Origin of the sequence: Bacillus sp. REN16 (genome assembly GCF_020731355.1) — a bacterium.
In the GTDB taxonomy this organism is placed as follows: Bacteria; Bacillota; Bacilli; order Bacillales; family Bacillaceae_L; genus Ferdinandcohnia.
In genome coordinates, this window is record NZ_JAJFZK010000010.1 from 1 (window position 1) to 21,427 (window position 21,427).

Here is a 21,427-nt window from a genome sequence, read left to right on the forward strand (position 1 = left end):
ATATGCAATTCCGGAGGAATTTGAAAATAATAGTTGTTTTTTGGAGGATATAAAGTGACTCTTTACACTTTTGTTATATGACCAGATGAATGATTACAGAGTAGTAGTAGAGATAAAAAAAGGAATGATTGGAAGAGAGGCTAAACAGCAAATTAAGCATTATATGAAATTATGTAAGAATGAATTAGGTTATTATAATATAAAAGGAATAATAGTATGTGCAGGGATACTACCGTATTTTGAAAGTGAGTTGTTGGAAGCAAAAAAGGATAATATATTCGTGAAAACTTTTGGATGGAACTTTAATATAAAATGAAGATTACTTAGATATGGGGGTAAGTTAATTGGACGCAAGGGGAAGAAGTAGGTTATCTGACCATAAATATAAAAAAGGTAAAATTATTAGTCCGATGAATTCAATGCTCGGAGATAAACTATTATTAAACTCTTGGACAACTGAAAGATTGCCAGAATATATATGGTTAGGGTTAATCCTACTAAACTATGACAGAAAAAAAGGTTTAGAGATTGGGCAAAAAATTCTTTACTTAATGTCCAAGTTAGAATTAGACTTTTCAAAACCTAAAATTTCTCTTATTACTAATGCTAATGAACAACAACAAAAGGAAATCTATAAAATTATCTCAAGTTTGGTAGAACCTAACGTATTAGCTCCAATGACGATAATATTGCGTGATGAAGAATATAAACTATTTAATGAATTTTTTTATGATAAAAAATTAACTGTTGATAATAGACTTTCAATTATCAAGGATGCAGTTGAAAAGTTTTATGATCCTCAATCAGACATAACTACAGATTTACGTTATCTGGCTATTTGTCTTCCTTTGTTTAAAGGCGAAATTAAGATATTTGAAGGTTTGAAAGGGATTGATGCAATCAAAAATTATAGCATGTGTAATCATGATGATGATGAAATGAAACTCTACAGGCCATCCATTAGATCATTTGAAGGTTTCGATCATGAAAAGAAAAACGATAGTTTTATTTCTTATTTTTGGACGGAGCTAGGTATGATTACCGATTGTAAACCGATGTTTATAGATTTTAGTAAGAGTAATACAGATGTTGGTATATTTATAATAGATACTAAGGATGCTTTCCAACAATTAATGCTAGAAAATAAAGAAAGTCAGTTAGACAGTGCTAAATTTAAAGTTTTAATTGGATCAACAATATATATGATTAAGATAATTGAAGAACTAATCGAAAAGGAATTAGAAAATTCCATTTTGGGTAGACATGGCTTCAGAACAATTTTAGAAGTATACATAATGATAAAATATCTAATTAAAAATGAAAATACAAATCCAAACATTTTTTCTGATTATCAGATTTATGGAGTTGGGAAATATAAACACGTTTTGTTAAGAGTGAGAGAAAGTTCAATTATTAATGAATATAGTCATATTGAGTTACCCATTTTACATGGGATTGTAAATGAACCTATGCTTGAAGAATTTTTAGACATTGATGTACGATACTTTGATACACAATCCATTAAAAAGAAGTTTGAATTGGTTGATGAAAATGAATTATATGAAACCTATTATGAATATGATAATAACTTTGTGCATGGTTTTTGGGGTGCAATACGGGAAAGTTCAATGATCTTTTGTGAAAATCCATTACATAAATACCATACGATCCCAGATATTGACAACTTTCAAAAGTTACCGAGCGTTGTTTATGATACTGAAAAAGTTTTTAAAAAGCATATAGAAATGTTATCTTGTCAATTTGAAATGCCTGATTGGTATAAACAGAAGTATAAGGAGTTAAACTATGGAATATAATTTTCCGACATTAAATAGGATCCAGAGACAATACGCTGACTTATTAACTAAATATCAGCCATTTGTAATAAAAGAGGAATTGAGTTCAGGCACTATATTGAAAATAATAGATGAAATCGAAATCTTTTGGCGTAGAAAATTGGATTTGCTTATTTACGGAAATGAAAAGAGAGATAGTTCTACTGAGAGTCTATTATTATCTGGGGCTGTATATTTAGATATAGAAGAGTTCGAACATTATTATTTCAAGTTATTTGGGGATTATCATGCTATTTCAGATCCTTTGTTGAAGATGGAACCGTTTTTTAGAATGCCCGATAACAAATTCGTGGATGAAAATTCAATAAGGATCTTCAAAACCGCTTTTCAAGATACATTAAATATTTTAAATAATACTCATAACACTATCCAAATCCTACCCACAAGAGAAATGTTATTAAAATATGAAACTAACAAAAGTGAGTTAATAGAAAAGTTCTATTGGGTTTTTATTTCCAGTATACTTAAAACCGATATTGCGGGAAAACAGGAATTCTACGAGAAATTCAATACAATATCAGATATTGAGAGTCAATTAGATGATTTCATTTTGAAGAACCTTATATATATTGATTCTAAAGACACTGATTTAGACCTAGAACAACGTTGTGAAAGGTATAAACACGAATATACACAATTTAAGGGTATTTCTAATATTGATATTTTTAATATAGCAACTTTTTCTTATGTGGCACAAACAATAGATATATTATTAACAAATCTAGCATTGGGTTTTACTCCATATATCAGACATGATGTTACATTTAGATACTTTTTACTTTTAAAAGATACCTTTAATGACGACGAACAGACAAGACTAATGATTGAAAAGTCTATTATTATAAATATTATGTATAATACAATACCATTAGAGCTACTTACTAAACATAAATATGAGGAATATATTAAGTTGCTAAAAGGTGAAAAACTTTTAGATAAGGTCCTGGCTAAATTAAAGGAACTTAATGTGAATATCATATATCATGGTGGAGTAAAGAGAGCTCAAGAAATAATCCTTGAAGAAGTAAATAAAGTATTGCTTAACCAAGGGTAAATATTATCATTTATTACCGCCCTTAAAAACCGCTAAAATTACTCTGAATATACAGGTTTAAAAGCACTGCTCATTTCCAGTGCTTTTTTATTTTTGTAGATATTTTTCTTGGAAAACCCACTTGATTGTTATATACTATATTTAACAATTTTAGTTAAGGAAAGTGTACCTAAATGAAATATCATGGGGGAAACATTATGGTTAATTTTAATAGTTATGAACACTTTAAAAAGTATTGTTTTAAAATTGCTCATAATAAAGAAATTAAATTAACAAAAAAGCATTATCTTGCTTTTGATGCGTTTGAAGAAGTACCAGAATTTCTATCAGAATTAAAATTAAGTAATAAGATTGATTATAAAGAGGATCCTCTGATAAATATAGTAAACTTATTTAAAGATAATAAAATTGATGAAGCCACAAACACAATGGATTATCTTAGTAGAAAAATAACTGCTTTCGAACAAGGAAATGTTGATATATACTATGTTTTTACATCTTTTCAAAGTATGTTGGGGATAAATGTTACATTTACCGAGGAGTTCATATCTTCTATTAATATTAATGACCGATTTTTTCCATCTAAAATTAGAGCACTTGAAATAGTTAAAGCAACAGAAAAAATATATTCTATTACTGCTAATGGTTTAGAAGGAAATAATGTATACGGTATTTATTTTATTTATGACAAAGATGGTAACATTGCTTATATAGGAAAAAGCTCCAGTAATGCAGTTACTAGGAGCTTTAGTTCAGTAAGTGAGCGTGGATTATTGGATTTCTCAAAAATAGAGATTAGGGGAACAAAAACAAAATCAGATATAGCTATATATGAAGCATATTATATCTCAAAATATAAACCTAAATGTAATAACGACTTAGTTTTTGAGGATGAAACATCTTTATCATTACCTGATTTAGAGGTTGTAAAAGAATTCAAGAGAGATGAAAATGATTACTTTGACTATAATTACACTTATTATAGAAGTTCTTCTTGTGATGTGAAAGATATCCTACCAAAATTAGGTGATACGTTCTTTGTAGATAATGAAAAAAATAGAATGTTATTAGAGAGTAATGGTATATTTGATAAATATACCATGAAATCAAAGGGCTATGAAAAGTGTACAAATGAAATGAGGCAAAAAGGATATATGGCAGTTTCCGAAATGAAGTGGTATTTAAGTCAAAAGGAAAAATAACAAAGGAAATATCTTACGAACTACACTGTTATAAATACATAAAGAGTGAGTTCCTTGGATATATACCTAATTCACCTATTCTAGTGTATCCTCTTCTGGAATGCGAATCTTATATGAAAATGGGTATAAGATTTATTATTTTATAAAATTGATAGGATGTGTAATTATGTATTTAAAATCTTTTATTGAACAAGATATTGCAACAATAAATGCAGTTGAAACGCTAGTTAAATCTAAAGATGAAAAGAGAGCAATTGAAGAGATAGATAAGTTAAAGGAAACCCCTTCTATAGAAATGGAAAAGGTGAAAAAGGTCTTATTACTTCAAAAGCAGGACTATAACTTAACAAACGGGTTAGTGGCTACATTCATAGCTATCATCGCTATTTTCCTATCAATTGTGGAAATAGATATTCCATGGATTGATGATATAGCAATATTCGCAGTTATAGCATTGATAGTTATATTTTTCATACTAAAGCAGTTCTTTCCATTGGTAGATAAGTTAAATAGAACAGAGCAACGTAATAAGAAAATTGACTATTTGATTTGGCTGATAGAAAAAGAATAGGCTAAATAATTTTCGGGATTTTACGATAATTAATTTAATAGAAAAATAAAGCAAGTAAATTGTACTTACCTGCTTTACACTTTTTATCCTATATTACGCAAATTTTACGCAAGTATTTTCAAAACCTTATTAAATCAATGCTTTTACCGCCATTTCGACCCCGACCACCAGTATCTATACCAAAAAAACGACGTTTCCAACAGGAACGTCGTTTTTTACGTGTAAGGGGTTATATCTTACTTTTTAGAGCCTCGAGATTTCGGTGCCTGACTTCTGGTGCGCCACACTAGAGGTCATTCATAATGTGAGTTGGACAAATAACAGCTGAATGATTTATTCAATCTAGAAACATCTCAGGTACTCCTAATTACGATATACTCTTCTTCGTTTCATATGGCGGGTCAGCCTTCATACTTTGTGGCAGCATTTGAATCGAGTCAATGACACTATCAAGCTTCGTTTCGATCCGATCCAATAGATAGAATGTCACGACGACGGGAAAGCCCACCTCTTGAATAAAAGGCAATAACTGCTCCACCAAACTTCCTCCTTCCTCTAAATAAGTAGAGCCAATTCCCTAATAGAGAGCTGGCCCAATTTAAATCAAATATGCCTTGGCGTATTTGCGCCCGATTTTTAGGCCCACATGAGGTGTGTCACAAAGACGTTGCCACAGGATGTGGCGTTTTTAGTCTTTGATCTTACTGCTTGAAAGGTTTCCTTTTAAAAAATCGTGGCATCCGCCGGAGGCTATAACAGTTATTCAACTGGGTTCAAACCCACGATGAATAATGTTGTTGTTCTTCCACTGTTTCAACATTGCGCTCGACAAGTCGTGCGCCTTCTTTCTCTACAATCGAACCGCCGGATGTGACGAACACATCATCCGATACAATAAGATCAATAGCAGCAGCCTATGCAACTGTATCAACAGGTTTAAATTTCAAAGGAGATTAATATTTTGTAATGTTTAGGGAATATACAACAAAAGGCCTAGTCTTTTGGTATAATAGATGGTAAATAATTCAAACAATAATAGGGGAGTGAATGTTCGGGAAGATTTTAAACAGCAAATCAAAGGCCTAGGGAGTAGAATTGATAGAATAAAAGGAAATATACAAACAGAGGAAGCAACAAAAACATCACTTATTATGCCCTTAATTCAAGCACTCGGGTACGACATCTTCAACCCTGAGGAGTTAGTTCCAGAGTTTGTTGCTGATGTAGGCATAAAAAAAGGTGAGAAAATTGATTATGCAATTTTGCAAGCGAACGAGCCTGTAATCCTTATTGAAGCTAAAAGTGTTAATGAACATTTAACAAAACATGATTCACAGCTTTTTAGGTATTTTGGAACCACTAAAGCAAAATTTGCTATTTTAACAAATGGTATAGAATATAAGTTTTTTACAGATTTAGAAGAACAAAATAAAATGGATCAAAAGCCATTTTTCGTTATAAATATGTTGGACTTTAAAGATATTGATATTATTGAACTAGCAAAATTTCGTAAAAGTGACTTTGATGTTGAAAACGTTTTAACTACTGCATCTGAACTAAAGTATACTGGAGAAATAAAAAAATACTTAACCCAACAATGGGAAGATCCTTCAGATGATTTTATTAAACTAATCCTTAATGAAATCTATCAAGGAGTAAAAACAAAAAAGGTTATTGATAATTTTAGAGAACTAGTAAAAAAATCTCTAAATCAATTCGTGAACGAGAAGGTAAACGATAAATTACAAAAGGCATTAAACTCTTCTTCTGAAAATAGTGAAAGTGTCAATACAGTAACAACGGGTGAGGTCGTGAATGAAGAAATTGAAAGTGATGATACAAAGACACCTGAAAATGAAATACATACAACTGAAGAAGAAATAGAAGGATATGTACTTGTGAAACTAATTCTTAAGGAAGAAATTGACCCTACTAGAGTTTTTTATAGAGACAATAAAAGTTATTTTAATGTATTACTGGATGATACGATTAGGAAGTGGGTATGCCGTTTAGGCTTTAACGGTTCGAATAAGTATATTCAATTAAATGATTCGAACAGGACTTACTATAAAATTGAATCTGTAAATGACATATTAAATTATAAAAATGAGATTTTGGAGGTTGCAAGACAATTTGATAAAATAGCTGTTAAATAATATGTACATTACGGCTCAATATCTGTTTTTCAGCAGAGAATTAGAAGTCGTAATGAGACAGGCTGAATTAATGGCTAATCAAGCAGCAGAGAGCAAGGAAGAATTTAACGTATAAATGATTGGGGGTGTCTATGTGTCGGAGTTAAAATATGAAATTACTGAACAAATTGCGGTTCTTTCAGATTCCTCCAAAGGATGGACAAAAGAACTAAATTTAATTAGCTGGAATGGTCGTGAACCAAAGTACGACATTCGTGATTGGGCTCCCAATCATGAAAAGATGGGTAAAGGTGTTACTTTGTCAAAAGAAGAACTGGAAAAGCTAGTCGAGGTACTTAAGGTGCTGTGAATTTATTTGCAAGTATTAACAATGTTTAAGCATTCCGGAAAGATTTTTCAAAAATATTTATCCGGACCTAAAGAGGCAATGGCCAGCTGACCATTGCTTTTTATCTTACTAATTTTTTTAGTTGTACGGTTGTTTTTTAGAAGGGATGAGGTATATGGTTCCTGAACTAAACCCAGATTTAATCAATAATTTTAGGGGAAAGGTTCATGATCATGACGATTTTATAAGACTATATTTTGCCGACTATAAAACTAAAAACAGTATTGAAGGAAAAGATATCTGGAGTAAGATTTGTGCATGTATGGATTTGTTATTATCAGATTTGAAGTCTATAATACCAGCCTACCAAAAAGCAATACAAGAAGTGGAATGGTATGAGGATGATGTATTTGAACTCTTTAATATGCGCTCACAAATTCATCTCGATAATCATTATGATTTTTCCAAAGTACTTGAATATGCAGGAGGATCTAGCAATAGCTCTTCTGGAGAAACTTCTTTATGAATATTGATTGGACAAGGCTTGTTGCCAAGGTATTTTGCTAATTTGGCTGGCCCTAGTTTATCTTTATTAATTCATGCATTAGATCATGAACGAAATAAAACTAATCCTAGAAAAATAAAAAAGAAATATGACATTGTACAAATTATAGATGATATTTCCGACCCACCAGTTATTTTAACATTAGGGAACAGCGGAAAGGGTTAATAGCAATATAGAGAGGGGGTTCCAAAGAATGAACGGGGGAAAAACGGTAGAGGGTAGAACAGGAATGGAGTACATAACTAATGGTTTAAGTGGGGAGCAACTTGAAGATCATATGAATAGTATGATGTATGAATATGAGGACGAAGTTGTTTATGCTGCTTTTGATTTACGTGCCGACTGGGTGACGGATTCAAATAATCCAAATTCTCTTGCGATGGAAAAATACGTTGCGGAATTCCTGGAGCTAGACTATGTACATTACAACTCTAAAATTAATTCAATGGCAATTCTAACTAAGGAACAAAAGGAAGCAATCATTGCGATTTATGACGTGACACAGAGGCTTTTATCTGCCAAAAAGGTTCATCATGTCATTGTTTATCGCGGATTTAGCTGGTCTGAACGCCCCGAATGGGTGAATGAAAGGCTGGAAGAGGGGCAAAATATTCAGATTGATGAGCAACGAATTTTATCTAGCTGGAGTTTTTCAGATGAAATTGCAAAAGGATTTGTTTCACGAAACAATTTCGGATTTGTTGTAAGGGCCATGATGCCAATTGAACGAATTTTTGCTATAATAGATATAACAATGGAATCCGAATCAGTCTGTGTTAGTTTCGATAAAAATGAAGAGTTTGAAGTCGTATTCATAAAAGGAGGGGAACTAAATGAATAATAATTTTTCGGAAAAACGGCCGATCGTTGTCCGTGCAACTCCAGAAATGGCTAATTGGATGCATCCCCAAGACGATAAACGAAAGCAGCTGATTCAGGAACGTGTAGAAGCTGCGAAAGCCCGCTTTTCTCAAAGAAAAAGGCAACCGGAAAAATTAGCTTATTCTCTTCAAAAAAAGAAGAACTCCATTCCGGTAATTGGAATCAAGGTGAAAACTGTCAGTGTAACAGAGTTAGTATCCTCGAAAAAAATAGGACCAAAATCAGATAAAAAATTGCGTCGGGTTCAGTTAGAACAAGTAGGAAAACGAAGAACCGATTGATAATAAGGAATAAAGTGAAAAACTAATGGCCGCATAATCAACAGAGTATGACTATATTTACACACGAAAAAAATCGAGTGTAAATATAGTTTTTTTATTTAGATCCAGTTGCTGTTGTTTGCTGACTTCTTTTAATCGTTCCCTCGCCAAGACAGAATTCTCAAACGAGCTAGGTGCCTCTTTTTTACGATATACTCTTCTTCGTTTCATATGTCGGGTCAGCCTTCATGCTTTGTGGCAGCATTTGAACTTCAACGCAGCGAAAATATTCGCCAAGAACGAAAATGGGTCTATATTACGTATGATGAATTAGCGAGGCAAATGCAAATCTCAAAAAGTACGATTAGAAGGGCTATTTTAAAGTTGAAAAATAATGGTTTCCTCGCTTCCGGCAATTTCAACAAATTGAAAATAGATAGAACAAACTGGTACTCAATCAATTATGAAAAAGTAGACGAACTAAAGGCAGATGATAATGAATCACAACATGAAGTAGAAGAAAAGACCGAAATTCCGCAACCCGACCTTGAAGAATCGATGTGTCCAAATGGAGCAGACGATGTGCTCAAAGTGGACAGTCCATCTGCTCAGAATGAACAGGCGAAGTGTTCAAAGTGGACAGACGATGTGCCCAATATGAACACAGCAATACCAGAGATTACTTCAGAGATTACAACAGAGAGTACATCAGAGACTTCTTCTTCTAAAAACAAAGGTGAAAAAGAAGACGAAAATGATGCATTTCAATTTTTTGAACAAAATGGTTTTGGCAAAATCGGAAACTATTATGCGAAAAGGATTAAATCCTGGTGTGCTGCTTTATCTGGCGAACTAGTCATAGAATCGATGAAACTAGCATTAGAAAATGGATCAAACCGCTGGAATTATGCGGAGGCTGTACTAAAAGATTGGAGTAACAAAGGATACCATACCGTTAGAGAAATCCAAGAGGCACGCCAAACATACAAAAGACAAAAACAGAAAAAAACCTATACAACACCAGTCCGAAAAGAACTTATTCCGGAGTGGCTTCATGATGACCACCAGCCAGATAAACCGGTTATTGATTTGGATTTTGAAGCGAAGAAACGGTTGTTTGAGGAACGGCTTTTGGGACAGAGGGAAAGGTTACTGTCCCAAGTGTAAAATAGGAATTTTGTAATCATCCCATCCCCAAAATTTTTCCCGGATCCTTAAAGGGGAAAGCCAACGTGTATAAGTTGCATCATTTCTAATCATCTTAAGAGATATACAAATTAGAAGAAGGTGCATTATGGCGAAGAATTGTAATCGGTCATTCACCATCATTTTTTTAAGCATGATCTTTATGCTAATGTCTTCCTGTGGGCAGTCACAAGGTAAAGTCGAAATTCAAGGTACGAATAAAACTCCTCGCGAGGTTTTAGGCTTCTATACAGAACAGGAAGGAACCTATCCAGGGTCTCAACCCACTGTTGACAGGCAATTCTTCAATTTAAGCATAATTGCACCTTTCTGGTATAAACTTGATGATAAACGTCCAGGCAGTCTTATAGAATCAGTTACAGCAGAGCATAAAAGAAAGGTTATTCAAAGTGCCCATGAAAAACACATTAAGGTATATATGGTTGTACATAATCTCTTTTATGAAACCGTGGAGAAGGGAAAGCAGGTAGCAAGTAATGTACTCGATAACGATAATATTCGCGATGTTTTTATTCAGAACTTACGTAATGAAATAAATCAGTTTAATTATGACGGTATTAATATTGACATGGAAAATTTGTATATGACTGACCGTGATTCCTTTAGCCAACTGATAAGGGAATTGTCTGATGTGCTAAATCTTGATGGAAAAGCAGTTACGGTCTCAGTCCCGGCAAACACAGGTGATTCCCGAGCTAATCCCTGGTCACCGTGGTTTGATTACGAAAAGATTGGTCAATATTCAGATGGGTTAATGATTATGACATACGATGAGCACAATCCTAGAACAAAACCCGGATCATCAGCATCAGTCGATTGGACAGAAGCAACGATTCAATATGCTTTGAAACAGGGAGTACCACCATCAAAAATTTTACTAGGTATCGCCGGTTATGGATGGGACTGGGATACAACAGCAGGCGAAGCCAAGTATAGCTCCTATGAAGAGTTAATGGCTCAGAAAACAAAATATAACGCTAAAGTTCTATGGGACTCCCGTTCACAAACACCTCATTTCAGTTACCTGGATGAAGAACAACATAGCCACCAGGTTTGGTTTGAGAATAGCGATAGTCTGCGGTATAAGCTAGACCTTGTAGAAAAATATAACTTACGAGGAATCGGGATTTGGCGACTCGGCTTAGAAGACCCAAAGTATTGGACGACAATACAAGAGAAAATAAAAGTAAAAAAGTGAAGGACTGGCAATCTGTAATCTGCACTTGAACGGCCCAATGTGCATTTGCATATGGTCGCTTGCCCTAAGCAATCTTACACATTTGGGCGCTTTCCATGAGTAAAGAAAGTCTTTTTTGTTGTACTGCAAGTGTTCTCTTTGGGAACTATAAATAAAATATAGCAAAAAGAGATGAATTCTTTATAAATGGAGGGTTATGCCCGTGAATAGTATTAAAAAATTCTTTACTAGTAGTACGAAAACAGCAGACAAGAAGATTGTCACAGTGTATGTATTATTTCGTGCACTTGCTATTTTCATGCTTATCAATCAGTTAATTATGCAAAGATGGGGGGCTGCGTTTCTTCTTGTGCTGACGCTCGCTTTATTTGCTATCCCACAACTTGTGGAGCGATTGTTTAACATTGAAATTCCCAACTTGTTGGAACTGATCATCATCTTATTTGTTTTTAGTTCGACTATTCTGGGGGAACTGAGCGATTTTTACGGTTATTTTAAAATTTGGGACACAGCACTTCATACACTCAATGGCTTTCTGGCTGCAGGTGTCGGTTTCTCGCTGGTCTATCTGTTAAATAAAAATGCTGAGGGTATAAATTTGAGCCCGTTGTTTCTTGCAATCGTCACTTTCTGTTTTTCTATGACCGTTGGTGTTATGTGGGAGTTTTTTGAATACGCCGCAGACCGCTGGATGAATCTCGATATGCAAAAAGACCGAGTAGTTCAAAAAATAAACAGTGTAAGTATTGGTTCAGAAAGTAATGCCGTTTATCGGATTGAAAATATTCAACGCACAATTATTGAAAGTAATGATGATTTGGGGAATAGGATGGAAACCGTTATTGACGGTGGATATCTTGATATTGGAATTATTGATACAATGAAGGATTTATTTGTCAACCTGCTTGGTGCAATTGTCTTCAGTGTGTTAGGCTATCTATACGCTCAGCATGACGAGAAAAAATATAGGTTTGTGAGGAATTTTATCCCCAGAAAAAAAGGATAATGAAAATTTGTTTTCAAACAAATTTCAATATAGCAACAGAAATTGCTGAAGAGCTTAATCTAGATACCCTAGGAATAAAAAATAGAGATGATATGTAGAAGAAAGCGTTAATCCAAGATGAAGGGTTAACGCTACTTTTAATCCTCTCCCTCAAGTGCCTCATTTAACTGGTCGAGGGTAATATATTCTCCACGCTCGATTTCCTGATCCACCTCACTAGCCATTTTTAATAATGCTTTGCCTAGTTCTTTTTTGCGCCCAGGTAAATCTTTTTCAATTTGCTCAGCGGTTAAGCCTTCATTTTTTAAGTCCTTACGAATTAAGTCTTCAACATCATCAAAGAAATCCGATTTATAAAGTATTATGCGTCCATCTGTATTAATGCTAAGTTTTAATCTATCATGTGCTTTTAGATTAACAGTCTCACGTAACTCCTTTGGAATTGTAATTTGTCCTCTGTCATTGATTTGTACATCATACAACATTTATTTCACCCTTTCAGTAATGCTGAATTGATGATTAAAGTATATCATAAATATCTGTACCACATCCCCCAGTGAGGAAATGCTTTACCATTTCAAATTTTGTTTTTAATTTCCATTGAAATCGAACGTATATTCTCTTATGATTAAGAATATAATACGAACATATATTCTTTTTGGAGATGATGTCAGATGGTGGATTACAGTCAGTTGCCCGTTCAAAAGATTTTATGCGTGGATATAAAGAGCTTCTATGCGAGCTGTGCAGCAGTATTATTAGGTCTTGATCCACTTGAGTGCTATTTGGCGGTTGTTGGAGATACTGAGCGCCCGGGAAGTGTTGTGCTCGCCGCTTCACCAAAGCTAAAACAGGAATTTGGGATCAAAACGGGGTCTAGGCTTTTTGAAATCCCAAAGGATCCGCGAATTAAAGTTGTAAACCCGAAAATGGCAACCTATTTACGAATTTCAACAGAAATTACGAGACTTTTTAATCGGTATGTCCCCAAAAGTGCGATTCATGTGTATAGCGTAGATGAAAGCTTTATCAAGATTGATGGAACTGAAAAATTATGGGGAGATGCGACAACGATTGCGCGTAAAATCAAGCAAGAGATTGAAGCTGAGTATGGGCTAACCTGTGCGATTGGGATTGGCCCTAATATGCTAATGGCAAAGCTATGCTTAGATTTGGATGCAAAGAAAAAGGGCATTGCAGAATGGACCTATGACGATATCCCCGAAAAATTATGGTCCATATCACCACTGCGAGAAATGTGGGGAATTGGGAGAAGGGTAGAGCGAACCTTGAATGGAATGGGAATTACAACCGTTGGGCAGCTTGCCCACTATCCACTTGAATTGCTTGAGAAAAAATTCGGAGTGATGGGGAACCAATTATACTACCATGCCTGGGGTGTCGATTTATCGGAGCTTGGTGCGCCTATTATGCAAGGGCAGATTAGCTTTGGGAAAAGCCAAATTCTGATGCGTGATTATCCAGATCCGGAAGAAGTAAAGCATGTCATTCTTGAAATGTGTGAAGAGGTAGCAAGGCGTGCACGACGACATAAAAAGGCAGGTCGAACGATTAGCCTTGGAATTCAATATAGCCAAGATGAATTTGGCGGAGGATTTTATCGGTCGAAAACGATTGAAGCTCCGACCAATATTACGATGGAAATGTATCGTGTCTGTCTTGCATTATTTGAGAAATTTTATACCCGAAAGACCGTTCGCCAAATCTCAATTTCGCTTTCCAATATTGAGGATGACACACAAATGCAATTGGATTTGTTTTATCTTAATCGAGTTAAGCAGCATAAGCTTGGTTATGTAATGGATGGCATCCGAGGAAAATACGGTTCAGATGCGATCCTGCGTGCAGTTTCCTATACAAATGCTGGAACATCAAGGCTCCGCAGCAAGCTTGTTGGCGGACACAAAGGATAGAAAGAAGGTAATAAGGAATGATACGAGACCGCGGAGCGATCTAAACAATACTATAATAAAGGGGAGGCTATAACGTTTATAACGATAAACTTCCCCTTTTTTTATCGTTGTTTAACCTAATAATAGTCAAACAAAAACCAATTCAAGCATTTCATTTAAGGTAGAAGACGTACTCGATAAGCATTACCCCACTACAGGACAGACCTAAAGATCCTGCTCATTTTGTTTCAGTTTCAAAATTTCTTCTCTAGTCAAACCAGTTATCTCCTCAATTAATGAAAGATCAAGCCCCTTTTTTATCATCATTAAGGCGTTTTGATGGTTTGCTTCTTTTCTTCCAATTTCTTTCCCTAATCTGCGTTCTCCTTCTAGGTTGCTTAACAAATCACGTAGCTCTTTTGCACGCGCTTCATAAATGACACGATTTTCTTTGTTTGCACTTATAGTTTCCCACTCAATGAGTGCTTCTCTTACTTGCTCGATGTTCATTGCCCACTCCTCCAATTCGGACATTAATTCATCGTCTAATTTATTTTGCGGATAATCAACAGCTGATAACATCAACAGCCAAGGTAGTTGATTATTCTGCATCATTTCCCGATGGTATTTTCTCCATTGTACCACGAAAGAGGTCAAATCAAACACATGGAATTCAAGGTGGTCACTCCATAAGAAATGTTTACTATTTTCTCGAATATGAAAAGTTGTGTGGAAATCATCGGTTTCAGAAGGGAAAAGTGAGAAGTTTAAAATAGAAATTGAAATGGTGGGTCGCAATTTTTGATATAATTCACCGGAATGAATAGAGGATGAATAGGTCTTTGCCCAATAGTAGAGTATGCGTTCTGGTAAATCATGTTTGTTAATAATTTGAATTTCAACATTAATATTTTCATCGTTTGCAGTATTAACAGCTAAATCCAGTCGAACTGTTTTTCCATCCTTAGTCTCCTTGGAGATTTCAGTATTTATGAATTGTAAATCTTGAATTCGATTATTACCTTTCCTTCCTAGAAGGTCATTCAAAAATGCGATTGTAATATGTTTTCGACTTGGCTGACCAAATAACTGTTTGAACATAAAATCCACTTTTAAATCGAGGTATTCGGTTTTCATAAAATATCGTCCTTTCGGGGTTGTATTAGGGGTGTAATAAGGAACTTTCTTTACAAATCATTAATTTCGACAATTAATCACAAATTCCTGCGAGGTTGTAAAAAATTTAAATACCTAATTCAACAGATTTAGGTGCTATTTACTACGATATACTCTTTAATGTAGGGTCAGGAACTCTTTTATTTTGTTTTTAATTTCCATTGAAATCGAACGTATATTCTTTTATTATTGAGAATATAATACGAACATACATTCCTTTTGGGGTATTGGCAAGCTTGTTGGCGGACACAAAGGATAGAAAGAAGGTAATAAGGAATGATACGGGACCGCGGAGCGATCAAATGGACAGCAATGATGCTGCCAGAACATGTGAAAATACTTAGAGATTGGGCGGAGGAAGATACGTATGAGCAAAAGCCAGAACTAGATGAGCAGCAAATTGAAGAGATGAATGGCATTCTTTGCCAGGCGATGGAGGAGGGGAGAGAGATTATCGTTACGCATTACGAAGCGAAACACCACAAACTCCTCCTTGGCACGATTCATCATTATGATAACTTACAAAACAGATTGCACATCATTGATAAATTTGGGGAAGCACACTATATCCCTATAAACATGCTAGTCGATCTGCGCTTTTCAGACTAATTTCTCACATAAAACGATTGTAAAAGGATTTTGGTTCGACATTTTTCGAAACTTGAAGCCTTGCAGTAACTTATACTACAAGGCTTTTTACATTTGATAAACCCCCATATTCAGGGTGCTAGGTTTAGGTTTATATGTTATTTAAGCATCTAGCTGGTCTACACGTTTCTCGTTAATAAATGTTGGTAACATTTTATAGAGGAGAGCAAAAATAATGAAAGCACCAATCCCAATGATGATACCGGCTACATTTGTAACGGCATCCCATATGCCAGCTAATATAGAAAATGCCGGTATGGTACATGTAATCCATGATTGAATGACTGCAATCCAGCCAGTATACTTTTCGATTGGTTTATTTTTGGCAAGTAACAGGTAAAATAGAAACCATAAAAATGCCCACATTAACCAGATGATTCCAAATTTAACATCCCCAAAATTTATAAAATTGACTAAAGAATAACCAATAGCGAGGATTGAAACCCATAAAGAATAGTAACCCACACCGCTTCCGCTTGCATTGGTTAGATTGGTAATCCCCACATACAAATAAGTAAATCCAAATAAAAAAATAGCTGAAGCTGATAAAATAGTTTGAGCGTCTCCATTAGCTGTTGTAATCATAAAAATAGGTGTAAATATTTGTAGCCCGCCAACAAATAGATTAAAAATACCTGCACTTTTACCGTCAATTTTTCCTAATAGCATGAAACCGTTGACTAACAAAACAGCTCCAACATAAAGCAATCCGACATTTGACATAGCCAATTCCCCCTTGGTTTTTCAGTATTACATTTCAATAGCCACATTGTTTAATGATCAAATTAAATGCAATAAATGTGCCAATGTATTACGTACACAGCAAGGGAGTCATCATTCCTAGATAAAAATATATTAAATTACCCCAAAACTAGTTTCTAAGTTAAAAGCTTTTGAATCAAAAAGAGGGGAGTCGTGTTTCATTATGATACATTGTTCCATGTTGAAACAAATGTGTAAGAATCTTTTCTCCTAAAATCGATAACTATTGTCAAATTTGCAGCAGCAAAATGAATAGGGTCTAACGATTCTCATTAATCGCTAAGCCCTATTCATGAATCAATCAGTTAAATTATACTGTAATGTGAAACTCCTTAATTTTTCGATATAAAGTGCTGCGGGAAATTCCAAGCACTTGTGATGCTTCCATGACTGATTTTGATTCTTGTAATGTTTGTTCAATCATTGTTTTTTCCAAATCTTTTAATGATTTTTCTTTTGGTTTTTTTAGTTGATAGTAGCCCTTTAGAGCAGTCGGTAGGTGCTTTGCTTTAATGTGAGATTCTTCGGCTCTTCCAAGAAGAAATGCACGTTCCAATACGTTTCTTAGTTCGCGAATATTCCCTGGCCAATGATATTGAAAGAGTGAGGAAAATGCTTCATCACTCATTTTGTTTGGTCCACTGCCGTATATTTCTTGGAACTCCTGTAATATTTCTTCACAAAGGAATTCCATATCTTCAATTCTATTTCGAAGCGGGGGAATCGAAATGGATAATACATTTAAACGGTAAAATAAATCACTGCGAAACGAGTTATTGTATGCGATTTCCTCGTCAAGATTTCTGTTCGTTGCAGCAATTATTCTAACATCCACCGGGCGTTCTTTTGTATCACCAAGACGAACGATTTTTTTTGTTTCAATTGCTCGTAATAACACAACCTGTAACTCATATGGCATGTCCCCAATTTCATCTAAAAAGATTGTTCCATAGTTGGCAGCTTCAAATTTTCCAATGGAACCGCCTTTTTTGGCACCGGTAAAAGCTCCTTCCACAAAACCAAATAGTTCGCTCGTAATCAGTTCTTTTGGCAACATCCCAGTGTTTACTGGGATGAACGGCCCATTTTTTCGATCACTTTGATAGTGAATAGACTTTGCAATGACTTCTTTACCGGTTCCAGTTTCACCAAGTATTAGTACATTTGCAACTGATTGCGAAGCGATTTTTGCCACTTCTAGCTCTGTACGGAATTGATCACTTAAAGTGCGAATTTGTCCAAACTTGAATATTGTGCCTGAACGATGGATGTTTTTCTTGGGTTTAATTAAATATAGTTGTTGATTGTTTGTTTCATAATGATGGACTTGGAAGGTAGTATCCAATTGTTGCAGCATACTTTTCGAAATGAATTGACCTTCCTTATATTTTGTCAATTGGGCACCTTTTTCACTTATATATAAAATTTTAAGCTCATTAGATAAAACAAAGAGTGCTTGTTCACAAACTTCTCCCCATGCCCGTAGAAAAACTTCATTTAAATGTTCATACCGTCGGCCTTTTTCTTTAAATGGTTTTGGGGAAATGTTATGTTCAGAATCCCAGACAATGCCAAATTGGCCATCAGAAAGTACTTTCCCAATTTTTGCAGGTCGTGACAAGTGACGATGAGTAGAATCGAATACCAATGTTCCACAAGGACTTTCTATTTTTTTATCGCTTAAATGGTAAAAAATCGTTCTGTGCTCTATACTTTTCGTTTCAATGATGCTATCAATAATCAATTTTGTCCCAAGATACGTATTAAACATAACAGAAGAAATACCCTTATTTCCTTTAGTAAACTGCCGGAAATTTTTAACAAAATGTAGGTTTTGTTCGTTCTTGATTGATTGGAAATAACTAGCTGAGCCATAATGGCCTTGAGCGACTTTAGCCCCCATTACATCAATTTCCGTTTCCTTTGTAATTGGGCTGAAAATAGGCATTTTATCAGGTGAAAGACCGAGGCGATGGTACTCTTGATAAAAGGAGATGACACTCTTTCCAACGATTGTTGAGACAATAGCATCTGGTTTTTTGAGAATAATTTCTTGTAAGACATCGTAAAAGTTTTGTTGCCCTAGTGGTACATAATGTTCCCCGATAACAGAACCATTCATTTCTTGTAAATATGTTTTAACCTGTTGGTTCGTTTCTCGCGGATAAATGTAATCAGATCCAATACAAAATACCTTTTTCCCATAATGATGTACCATATAATCTAATAGAGTGTGAACTTGTTGATTTGGAACTTCTCCAGTGTAGAGTACATTTGGATGACATTCCCTACCTTCATACAAAGCTGGATAGACGAGGAGACAATTGTATTTCTCTAGCACTGGTAAAATGGCTTTCCTGCAGGCCGATGTGTAACAGCCAATAAAAATTCTAACTCCTTCTTTTGCAAGTTTTTCTGCTTCTTCTGCACCTTTTACTGGGTCCGAACAGATATCCCGTACAATTGCTTCAATTGTGTAGTGGTCACTTTGGTATTCGGATATGGCAAATTTGGCAGCATCACTTTGTCCTTTCTCCGTTATCGACGTTGTACCAGTTAATGAAAATAATAAACCAACTTTAATGTACACACTATTTGTCCCCCTCCAATATAATAGAAAACAAAATGAAATGAAAATGCCTGCATGTATATCATATATCAAATCTTCGGAAAACTAAATATATTCTGCTTTCTATTTTCGTAAAAGACATGTTTCAATTTGAGAATCAGTCTATTAATCGGACAAACCTCTGTTATTCTACTAATAAATTAACATTATCGAAATCTCCAGATAAAACAATGTGCCATTTTGAAACAGCCATATACAGCAACACCTAACAGTTAATGTTCTTTTCAATTGGCACGGTATTTGCATATAGAAATGGTAAGAGGGAAAGGAGGTTCAATAAATAGTTTGGCTGAAAAAATTGACAACCTTAACAAGGAGGAACCTAAATTGAAACAATTATCTGTTCGAGAATTATTGGAAAACCAAGGTATTACAATCCCACCACATCTTTCTGAGATTGAAAAACGCTGGGAGGGAATTCAAACGCTTAAAGCAGAAATAAAAAATGCGGTGCTGGACGATTATGATATTGCACTTCGTAATATACCAGGAGGGGATCACATTGAGTAGAGAGTTAGTTTCAAAGTCGGTCGAAGAGTTGGCTCCATTACTTGAAAATAGGGATGTATCGTCAGTCGAGTTAACAAAAGCAGTTTTAGATCACGCAGAGGCAGTTAATGAAGAAATTAATGCATATGTGAGTTTTACAAGAAAACAGGCAGTTGAAGCAGCTGAGAAAGCGGATATGGAAATCGCTTCTGGAAATTATCGAGGAATGTACCATGGAATTCCAATGGCCGTTAAAGATAATCTTTATTTTAAAGATGAAGTGACGACAATGTCATCAAAGATTCATGGTGAGTTTGTTTCTTCTTATGATGCTACAATCATTGCTAAAATGAAGGAAGCCGGAATTGTTTTCACTGGAAAATTAAACATGCATGAATATGCATGGGGAATTACAAATAACAGTCCTCATTTTGGACCTGTTAAAAATCCATGGAATTTAAACAAAATTCCTGGTGGTTCAAGTGGTGGCTCGGGTGCCGCTGTTGCTGCTGATATGACTGTTGCAACATTAGGAACGGATACAGCTGGCTCAATTCGTATTCCATCCTCAGCTTGCGGAATCGTTGGACTTAAGCCGACACATGGAAGGGTAAGTAAATATGGCTGTTTCCCACTTGCATGGACACTTGACCACATTGGTCCAATGACAAAAACAGTGAAGGATGCGGCTGGTTTACTCGAGGTAATTGCAGGTTACGACACAAACGATCCAACTACTATAAATGTACCTGTTGGAAATTATACAGAGCAGTTAACAGGTGATATGAAGGATGTCGTTATTGGAATAAATGAAGAGTATTTCTTCAAAAATGTTGACTCCGATGTAGAAAGGCTAGTTAGACAAGGTATTCAATCACTTGTTGAACAAGGTGCGAAGGTAGAGGAAGTAAAAATACCTGCATTAAAATACGCTGAATACGTAGAATTAGTCACATCATTGTCTGAAGCGTCGGCCATCCATCATCGCGACTTGTTAACACGACCAGATGATTTCGGTGATGATATTCGAATGCTATTTGAATTAGGGGAGTTATTCACTGCTGTTGACTATCTCCAAGCTCAACAATTAAGAAGACAATTAAAGCTTGAGTTCCAAAAGGCGTTTTCAAAAGTTGATGTGTTAATAGCTCCGACATTACCAATTGTTGGACCTGATATTGGTGATGATTTTGCAGACCTAAATGGAGAAAAGGTTGATTTAATCGAAAATATCATTCGCTTCACAGGACCTAGCAACTTAACTGGCCTACCAGCTTTAACGGTTCCTTGTGGATTCAAGAATGATTTGCCGGTAGGTCTACAAATTATTGGACCAGCGTTTAATGAAGGAAGAGTACTTAACGTAGGTTACGCTATTGAAAAAACAAATCCGTTACGTGGAAGAAAACCACAGATGGTGCTGTCTTAAACCTGATTTTTTAGGGAATCCATTCGGCTTTCCTGCAATGTGTAAAAGTAATCATTAAAAGAGGGTTGTCTCAAATAGAGGCAACCCTATTTAGCAA

General features: G+C 35.0%; 22 protein-coding genes. 16 read left to right on the forward strand and 6 right to left on the reverse strand.

Annotation, left to right across the window (positions count from 1 at the left end):
• Positions 1–344 precede the first annotated feature (344 nt).
• The 4 genes from LKW28_RS14770 (at position 345) to LKW28_RS14785 (ending at position 4,683) form a co-directional block, all read left to right on the forward strand.
• Positions 345–1,817: a DUF5677 domain-containing protein gene (locus LKW28_RS14770; RefSeq protein WP_229141121.1), complete on the forward strand. Its 1,473-nt coding sequence runs from the start codon at positions 345–347 to the stop codon at positions 1,815–1,817.
• Positions 1,807–2,910, forward strand: a complete 1,104-nt coding sequence (locus tag LKW28_RS14775; protein WP_229141122.1) for a hypothetical protein — start codon at positions 1,807–1,809, stop codon at positions 2,908–2,910. The genes LKW28_RS14770 and LKW28_RS14775 overlap by 11 nt, the downstream gene beginning before the upstream one ends.
• A 197-nt stretch (positions 2,911–3,107) precedes the next feature.
• Positions 3,108–4,112, forward strand: coding sequence for a hypothetical protein (locus LKW28_RS14780; RefSeq protein WP_229141123.1), 1,005 nt, complete (start codon positions 3,108–3,110; stop codon positions 4,110–4,112).
• 166 nt (positions 4,113–4,278) lie between these two features.
• Complete coding sequence (locus LKW28_RS14785) at positions 4,279–4,683, forward strand: hypothetical protein (RefSeq protein WP_229141124.1); 405 nt, start codon at positions 4,279–4,281, stop codon at positions 4,681–4,683.
• A 367-nt stretch (positions 4,684–5,050) separates the two neighbouring features.
• Here the strand turns inward: LKW28_RS14785 and LKW28_RS14790 are convergent, their stop codons facing one another.
• Together LKW28_RS14790 and LKW28_RS14795 are read right to left on the reverse strand one after the other, a co-directional pair.
• Positions 5,051–5,221 carry a YvrJ family protein gene (locus LKW28_RS14790; protein WP_229141125.1) on the reverse strand — a complete coding sequence of 57 codons (171 nt, stop codon included), beginning with the start codon at positions 5,219–5,221 and terminating at the stop codon, positions 5,051–5,053.
• A gap of 235 nt (positions 5,222–5,456) precedes the next feature.
• Complete coding sequence (locus tag LKW28_RS14795) at positions 5,457–5,588, reverse strand: DUF2922 domain-containing protein (protein ID WP_324255042.1); 132 nt, start codon at positions 5,586–5,588, stop codon at positions 5,457–5,459.
• A 108-nt stretch (positions 5,589–5,696) separates the two neighbouring features.
• On the opposite strand from LKW28_RS14795, the gene LKW28_RS14800 reads away from it, so the two are divergent.
• The 8 genes from LKW28_RS14800 (at position 5,697) to LKW28_RS14835 (ending at position 12,284) form a co-directional block, all read left to right on the forward strand.
• On the forward strand, positions 5,697–6,839 hold the full coding sequence (locus LKW28_RS14800) for a type I restriction endonuclease (protein ID WP_229141127.1): 1,143 nt from the start codon (positions 5,697–5,699) through the stop codon (positions 6,837–6,839).
• Positions 6,840–6,972: 133 nt separating this feature from the next.
• On the forward strand, positions 6,973–7,188 hold the full coding sequence (locus LKW28_RS14805) for a YdbC family protein (RefSeq protein WP_229141128.1): 216 nt from the start codon (positions 6,973–6,975) through the stop codon (positions 7,186–7,188).
• A gap of 154 nt (positions 7,189–7,342) precedes the next feature.
• Complete coding sequence (locus tag LKW28_RS14810; RefSeq protein ID WP_229141129.1) at positions 7,343–7,693, forward strand: hypothetical protein; 351 nt, start codon at positions 7,343–7,345, stop codon at positions 7,691–7,693.
• Positions 7,694–7,925: 232 nt separating this feature from the next.
• On the forward strand, positions 7,926–8,573 hold the full coding sequence (locus LKW28_RS14815) for a hypothetical protein (RefSeq protein WP_229141130.1): 648 nt from the start codon (positions 7,926–7,928) through the stop codon (positions 8,571–8,573).
• Positions 8,566–8,895 (forward strand): hypothetical protein, encoded by a 330-nt coding sequence (locus LKW28_RS14820; protein WP_229141131.1) that lies wholly within the window; start codon positions 8,566–8,568, stop codon positions 8,893–8,895. The genes LKW28_RS14815 and LKW28_RS14820 overlap by 8 nt, the downstream gene beginning before the upstream one ends.
• Before the next feature lie 234 nt (positions 8,896–9,129).
• Entirely contained in the window at positions 9,130–10,041 is a 912-nt protein-coding gene (locus LKW28_RS23160; RefSeq protein ID WP_229141132.1) for a DnaD domain protein, read from the forward strand.
• A 127-nt stretch (positions 10,042–10,168) separates the two neighbouring features.
• The gene (locus tag LKW28_RS14830; RefSeq protein WP_229141133.1) at positions 10,169–11,278 is read left to right on the forward strand and encodes a glycosyl hydrolase family 18 protein; all 1,110 of its coding nucleotides are present in this window, start codon (positions 10,169–10,171) and stop codon (positions 11,276–11,278) included.
• Positions 11,279–11,480: 202 nt separating this feature from the next.
• The gene (locus LKW28_RS14835; protein WP_229141134.1) at positions 11,481–12,284 is read left to right on the forward strand and encodes a hypothetical protein; all 804 of its coding nucleotides are present in this window, start codon (positions 11,481–11,483) and stop codon (positions 12,282–12,284) included.
• Positions 12,285–12,421: 137 nt separating this feature from the next.
• On the opposite strand, the gene LKW28_RS14840 is transcribed toward LKW28_RS14835, so the two are convergent.
• The gene (locus tag LKW28_RS14840) at positions 12,422–12,769 is read right to left on the reverse strand and encodes an AbrB/MazE/SpoVT family DNA-binding domain-containing protein (RefSeq protein ID WP_229141135.1); all 348 of its coding nucleotides are present in this window, start codon (positions 12,767–12,769) and stop codon (positions 12,422–12,424) included.
• Positions 12,770–12,958: 189 nt separating this feature from the next.
• On the opposite strand from LKW28_RS14840, the gene LKW28_RS14845 reads away from it, so the two are divergent.
• The gene (locus LKW28_RS14845) at positions 12,959–14,218 is read left to right on the forward strand and encodes a DNA polymerase thumb domain-containing protein (protein ID WP_229141136.1); all 1,260 of its coding nucleotides are present in this window, start codon (positions 12,959–12,961) and stop codon (positions 14,216–14,218) included.
• A gap of 204 nt (positions 14,219–14,422) precedes the next feature.
• Here the strand turns inward: LKW28_RS14845 and LKW28_RS14850 are convergent, their stop codons facing one another.
• Positions 14,423–15,334, reverse strand: coding sequence for an Rpn family recombination-promoting nuclease/putative transposase (locus LKW28_RS14850; protein WP_229141137.1), 912 nt, complete (start codon positions 15,332–15,334; stop codon positions 14,423–14,425).
• 315 nt (positions 15,335–15,649) lie between these two features.
• On the opposite strand from LKW28_RS14850, the gene LKW28_RS14855 reads away from it, so the two are divergent.
• The gene (locus tag LKW28_RS14855; RefSeq protein ID WP_229141138.1) at positions 15,650–15,982 is read left to right on the forward strand and encodes a YolD-like family protein; all 333 of its coding nucleotides are present in this window, start codon (positions 15,650–15,652) and stop codon (positions 15,980–15,982) included.
• A gap of 141 nt (positions 15,983–16,123) precedes the next feature.
• Here LKW28_RS14855 and LKW28_RS14860 read toward each other — a convergent pair whose 3' ends face one another.
• Positions 16,124–16,744: an AmiS/UreI family transporter gene (locus LKW28_RS14860; RefSeq protein ID WP_229141139.1), complete on the reverse strand. Its 621-nt coding sequence runs from the start codon at positions 16,742–16,744 to the stop codon at positions 16,124–16,126.
• 349 nt (positions 16,745–17,093) lie between these two features.
• Complete coding sequence (locus LKW28_RS14865) at positions 17,094–19,373, reverse strand: transporter substrate-binding protein (protein WP_229141140.1); 2,280 nt, start codon at positions 19,371–19,373, stop codon at positions 17,094–17,096.
• A 366-nt stretch (positions 19,374–19,739) separates the two neighbouring features.
• On the opposite strand from LKW28_RS14865, the gene LKW28_RS14870 reads away from it, so the two are divergent.
• Both LKW28_RS14870 and LKW28_RS14875 read left to right on the forward strand, forming a co-directional pair.
• Positions 19,740–19,922 (forward strand): hypothetical protein, encoded by a 183-nt coding sequence (locus tag LKW28_RS14870; protein WP_229141141.1) that lies wholly within the window; start codon positions 19,740–19,742, stop codon positions 19,920–19,922.
• Positions 19,915–21,330 (forward strand): amidase, encoded by a 1,416-nt coding sequence (locus tag LKW28_RS14875; protein WP_229141142.1) that lies wholly within the window; start codon positions 19,915–19,917, stop codon positions 21,328–21,330. The genes LKW28_RS14870 and LKW28_RS14875 overlap by 8 nt, the downstream gene beginning before the upstream one ends.
• The last annotated feature ends 97 nt before the right edge of the window (positions 21,331–21,427 follow it).

Excerpts from the sequence above, each read along its gene's own strand:
- LKW28_RS14820 (WP_229141131.1), top strand. The coding sequence starts at position 8,566 with ATGAATAATAATTTTTCGGAAAAACGGCCGATCGTTGTCCGTGCAACT.
- LKW28_RS14780 (WP_229141123.1), top strand. The coding sequence starts at position 3,108 with ATGGTTAATTTTAATAGTTATGAACACTTTAAAAAGTATTGTTTTAAA.
- LKW28_RS14800 (WP_229141127.1), top strand. The coding sequence starts at position 5,697 with ATGGTAAATAATTCAAACAATAATAGGGGAGTGAATGTTCGGGAAGAT.
- LKW28_RS14810 (WP_229141129.1), top strand. The coding sequence starts at position 7,343 with ATGGTTCCTGAACTAAACCCAGATTTAATCAATAATTTTAGGGGAAAG.
- LKW28_RS14785 (WP_229141124.1), top strand. The coding sequence starts at position 4,279 with ATGTATTTAAAATCTTTTATTGAACAAGATATTGCAACAATAAATGCA.
- LKW28_RS14840 (WP_229141135.1), bottom strand. The coding sequence starts at position 12,769 with ATGTTGTATGATGTACAAATCAATGACAGAGGACAAATTACAATTCCA.
- LKW28_RS14815 (WP_229141130.1), top strand. The coding sequence starts at position 7,926 with ATGAACGGGGGAAAAACGGTAGAGGGTAGAACAGGAATGGAGTACATA.
- LKW28_RS14845 (WP_229141136.1), top strand. The coding sequence starts at position 12,959 with ATGGTGGATTACAGTCAGTTGCCCGTTCAAAAGATTTTATGCGTGGAT.
- LKW28_RS14775 (WP_229141122.1), top strand. The coding sequence starts at position 1,807 with ATGGAATATAATTTTCCGACATTAAATAGGATCCAGAGACAATACGCT.
- LKW28_RS14855 (WP_229141138.1), top strand. The coding sequence starts at position 15,650 with ATGATACGGGACCGCGGAGCGATCAAATGGACAGCAATGATGCTGCCA.
- LKW28_RS14860 (WP_229141139.1), bottom strand. The coding sequence starts at position 16,744 with ATGTCAAATGTCGGATTGCTTTATGTTGGAGCTGTTTTGTTAGTCAAC.
- LKW28_RS14850 (WP_229141137.1), bottom strand. The coding sequence starts at position 15,334 with ATGAAAACCGAATACCTCGATTTAAAAGTGGATTTTATGTTCAAACAG.
- LKW28_RS14830 (WP_229141133.1), top strand. The coding sequence starts at position 10,169 with ATGGCGAAGAATTGTAATCGGTCATTCACCATCATTTTTTTAAGCATG.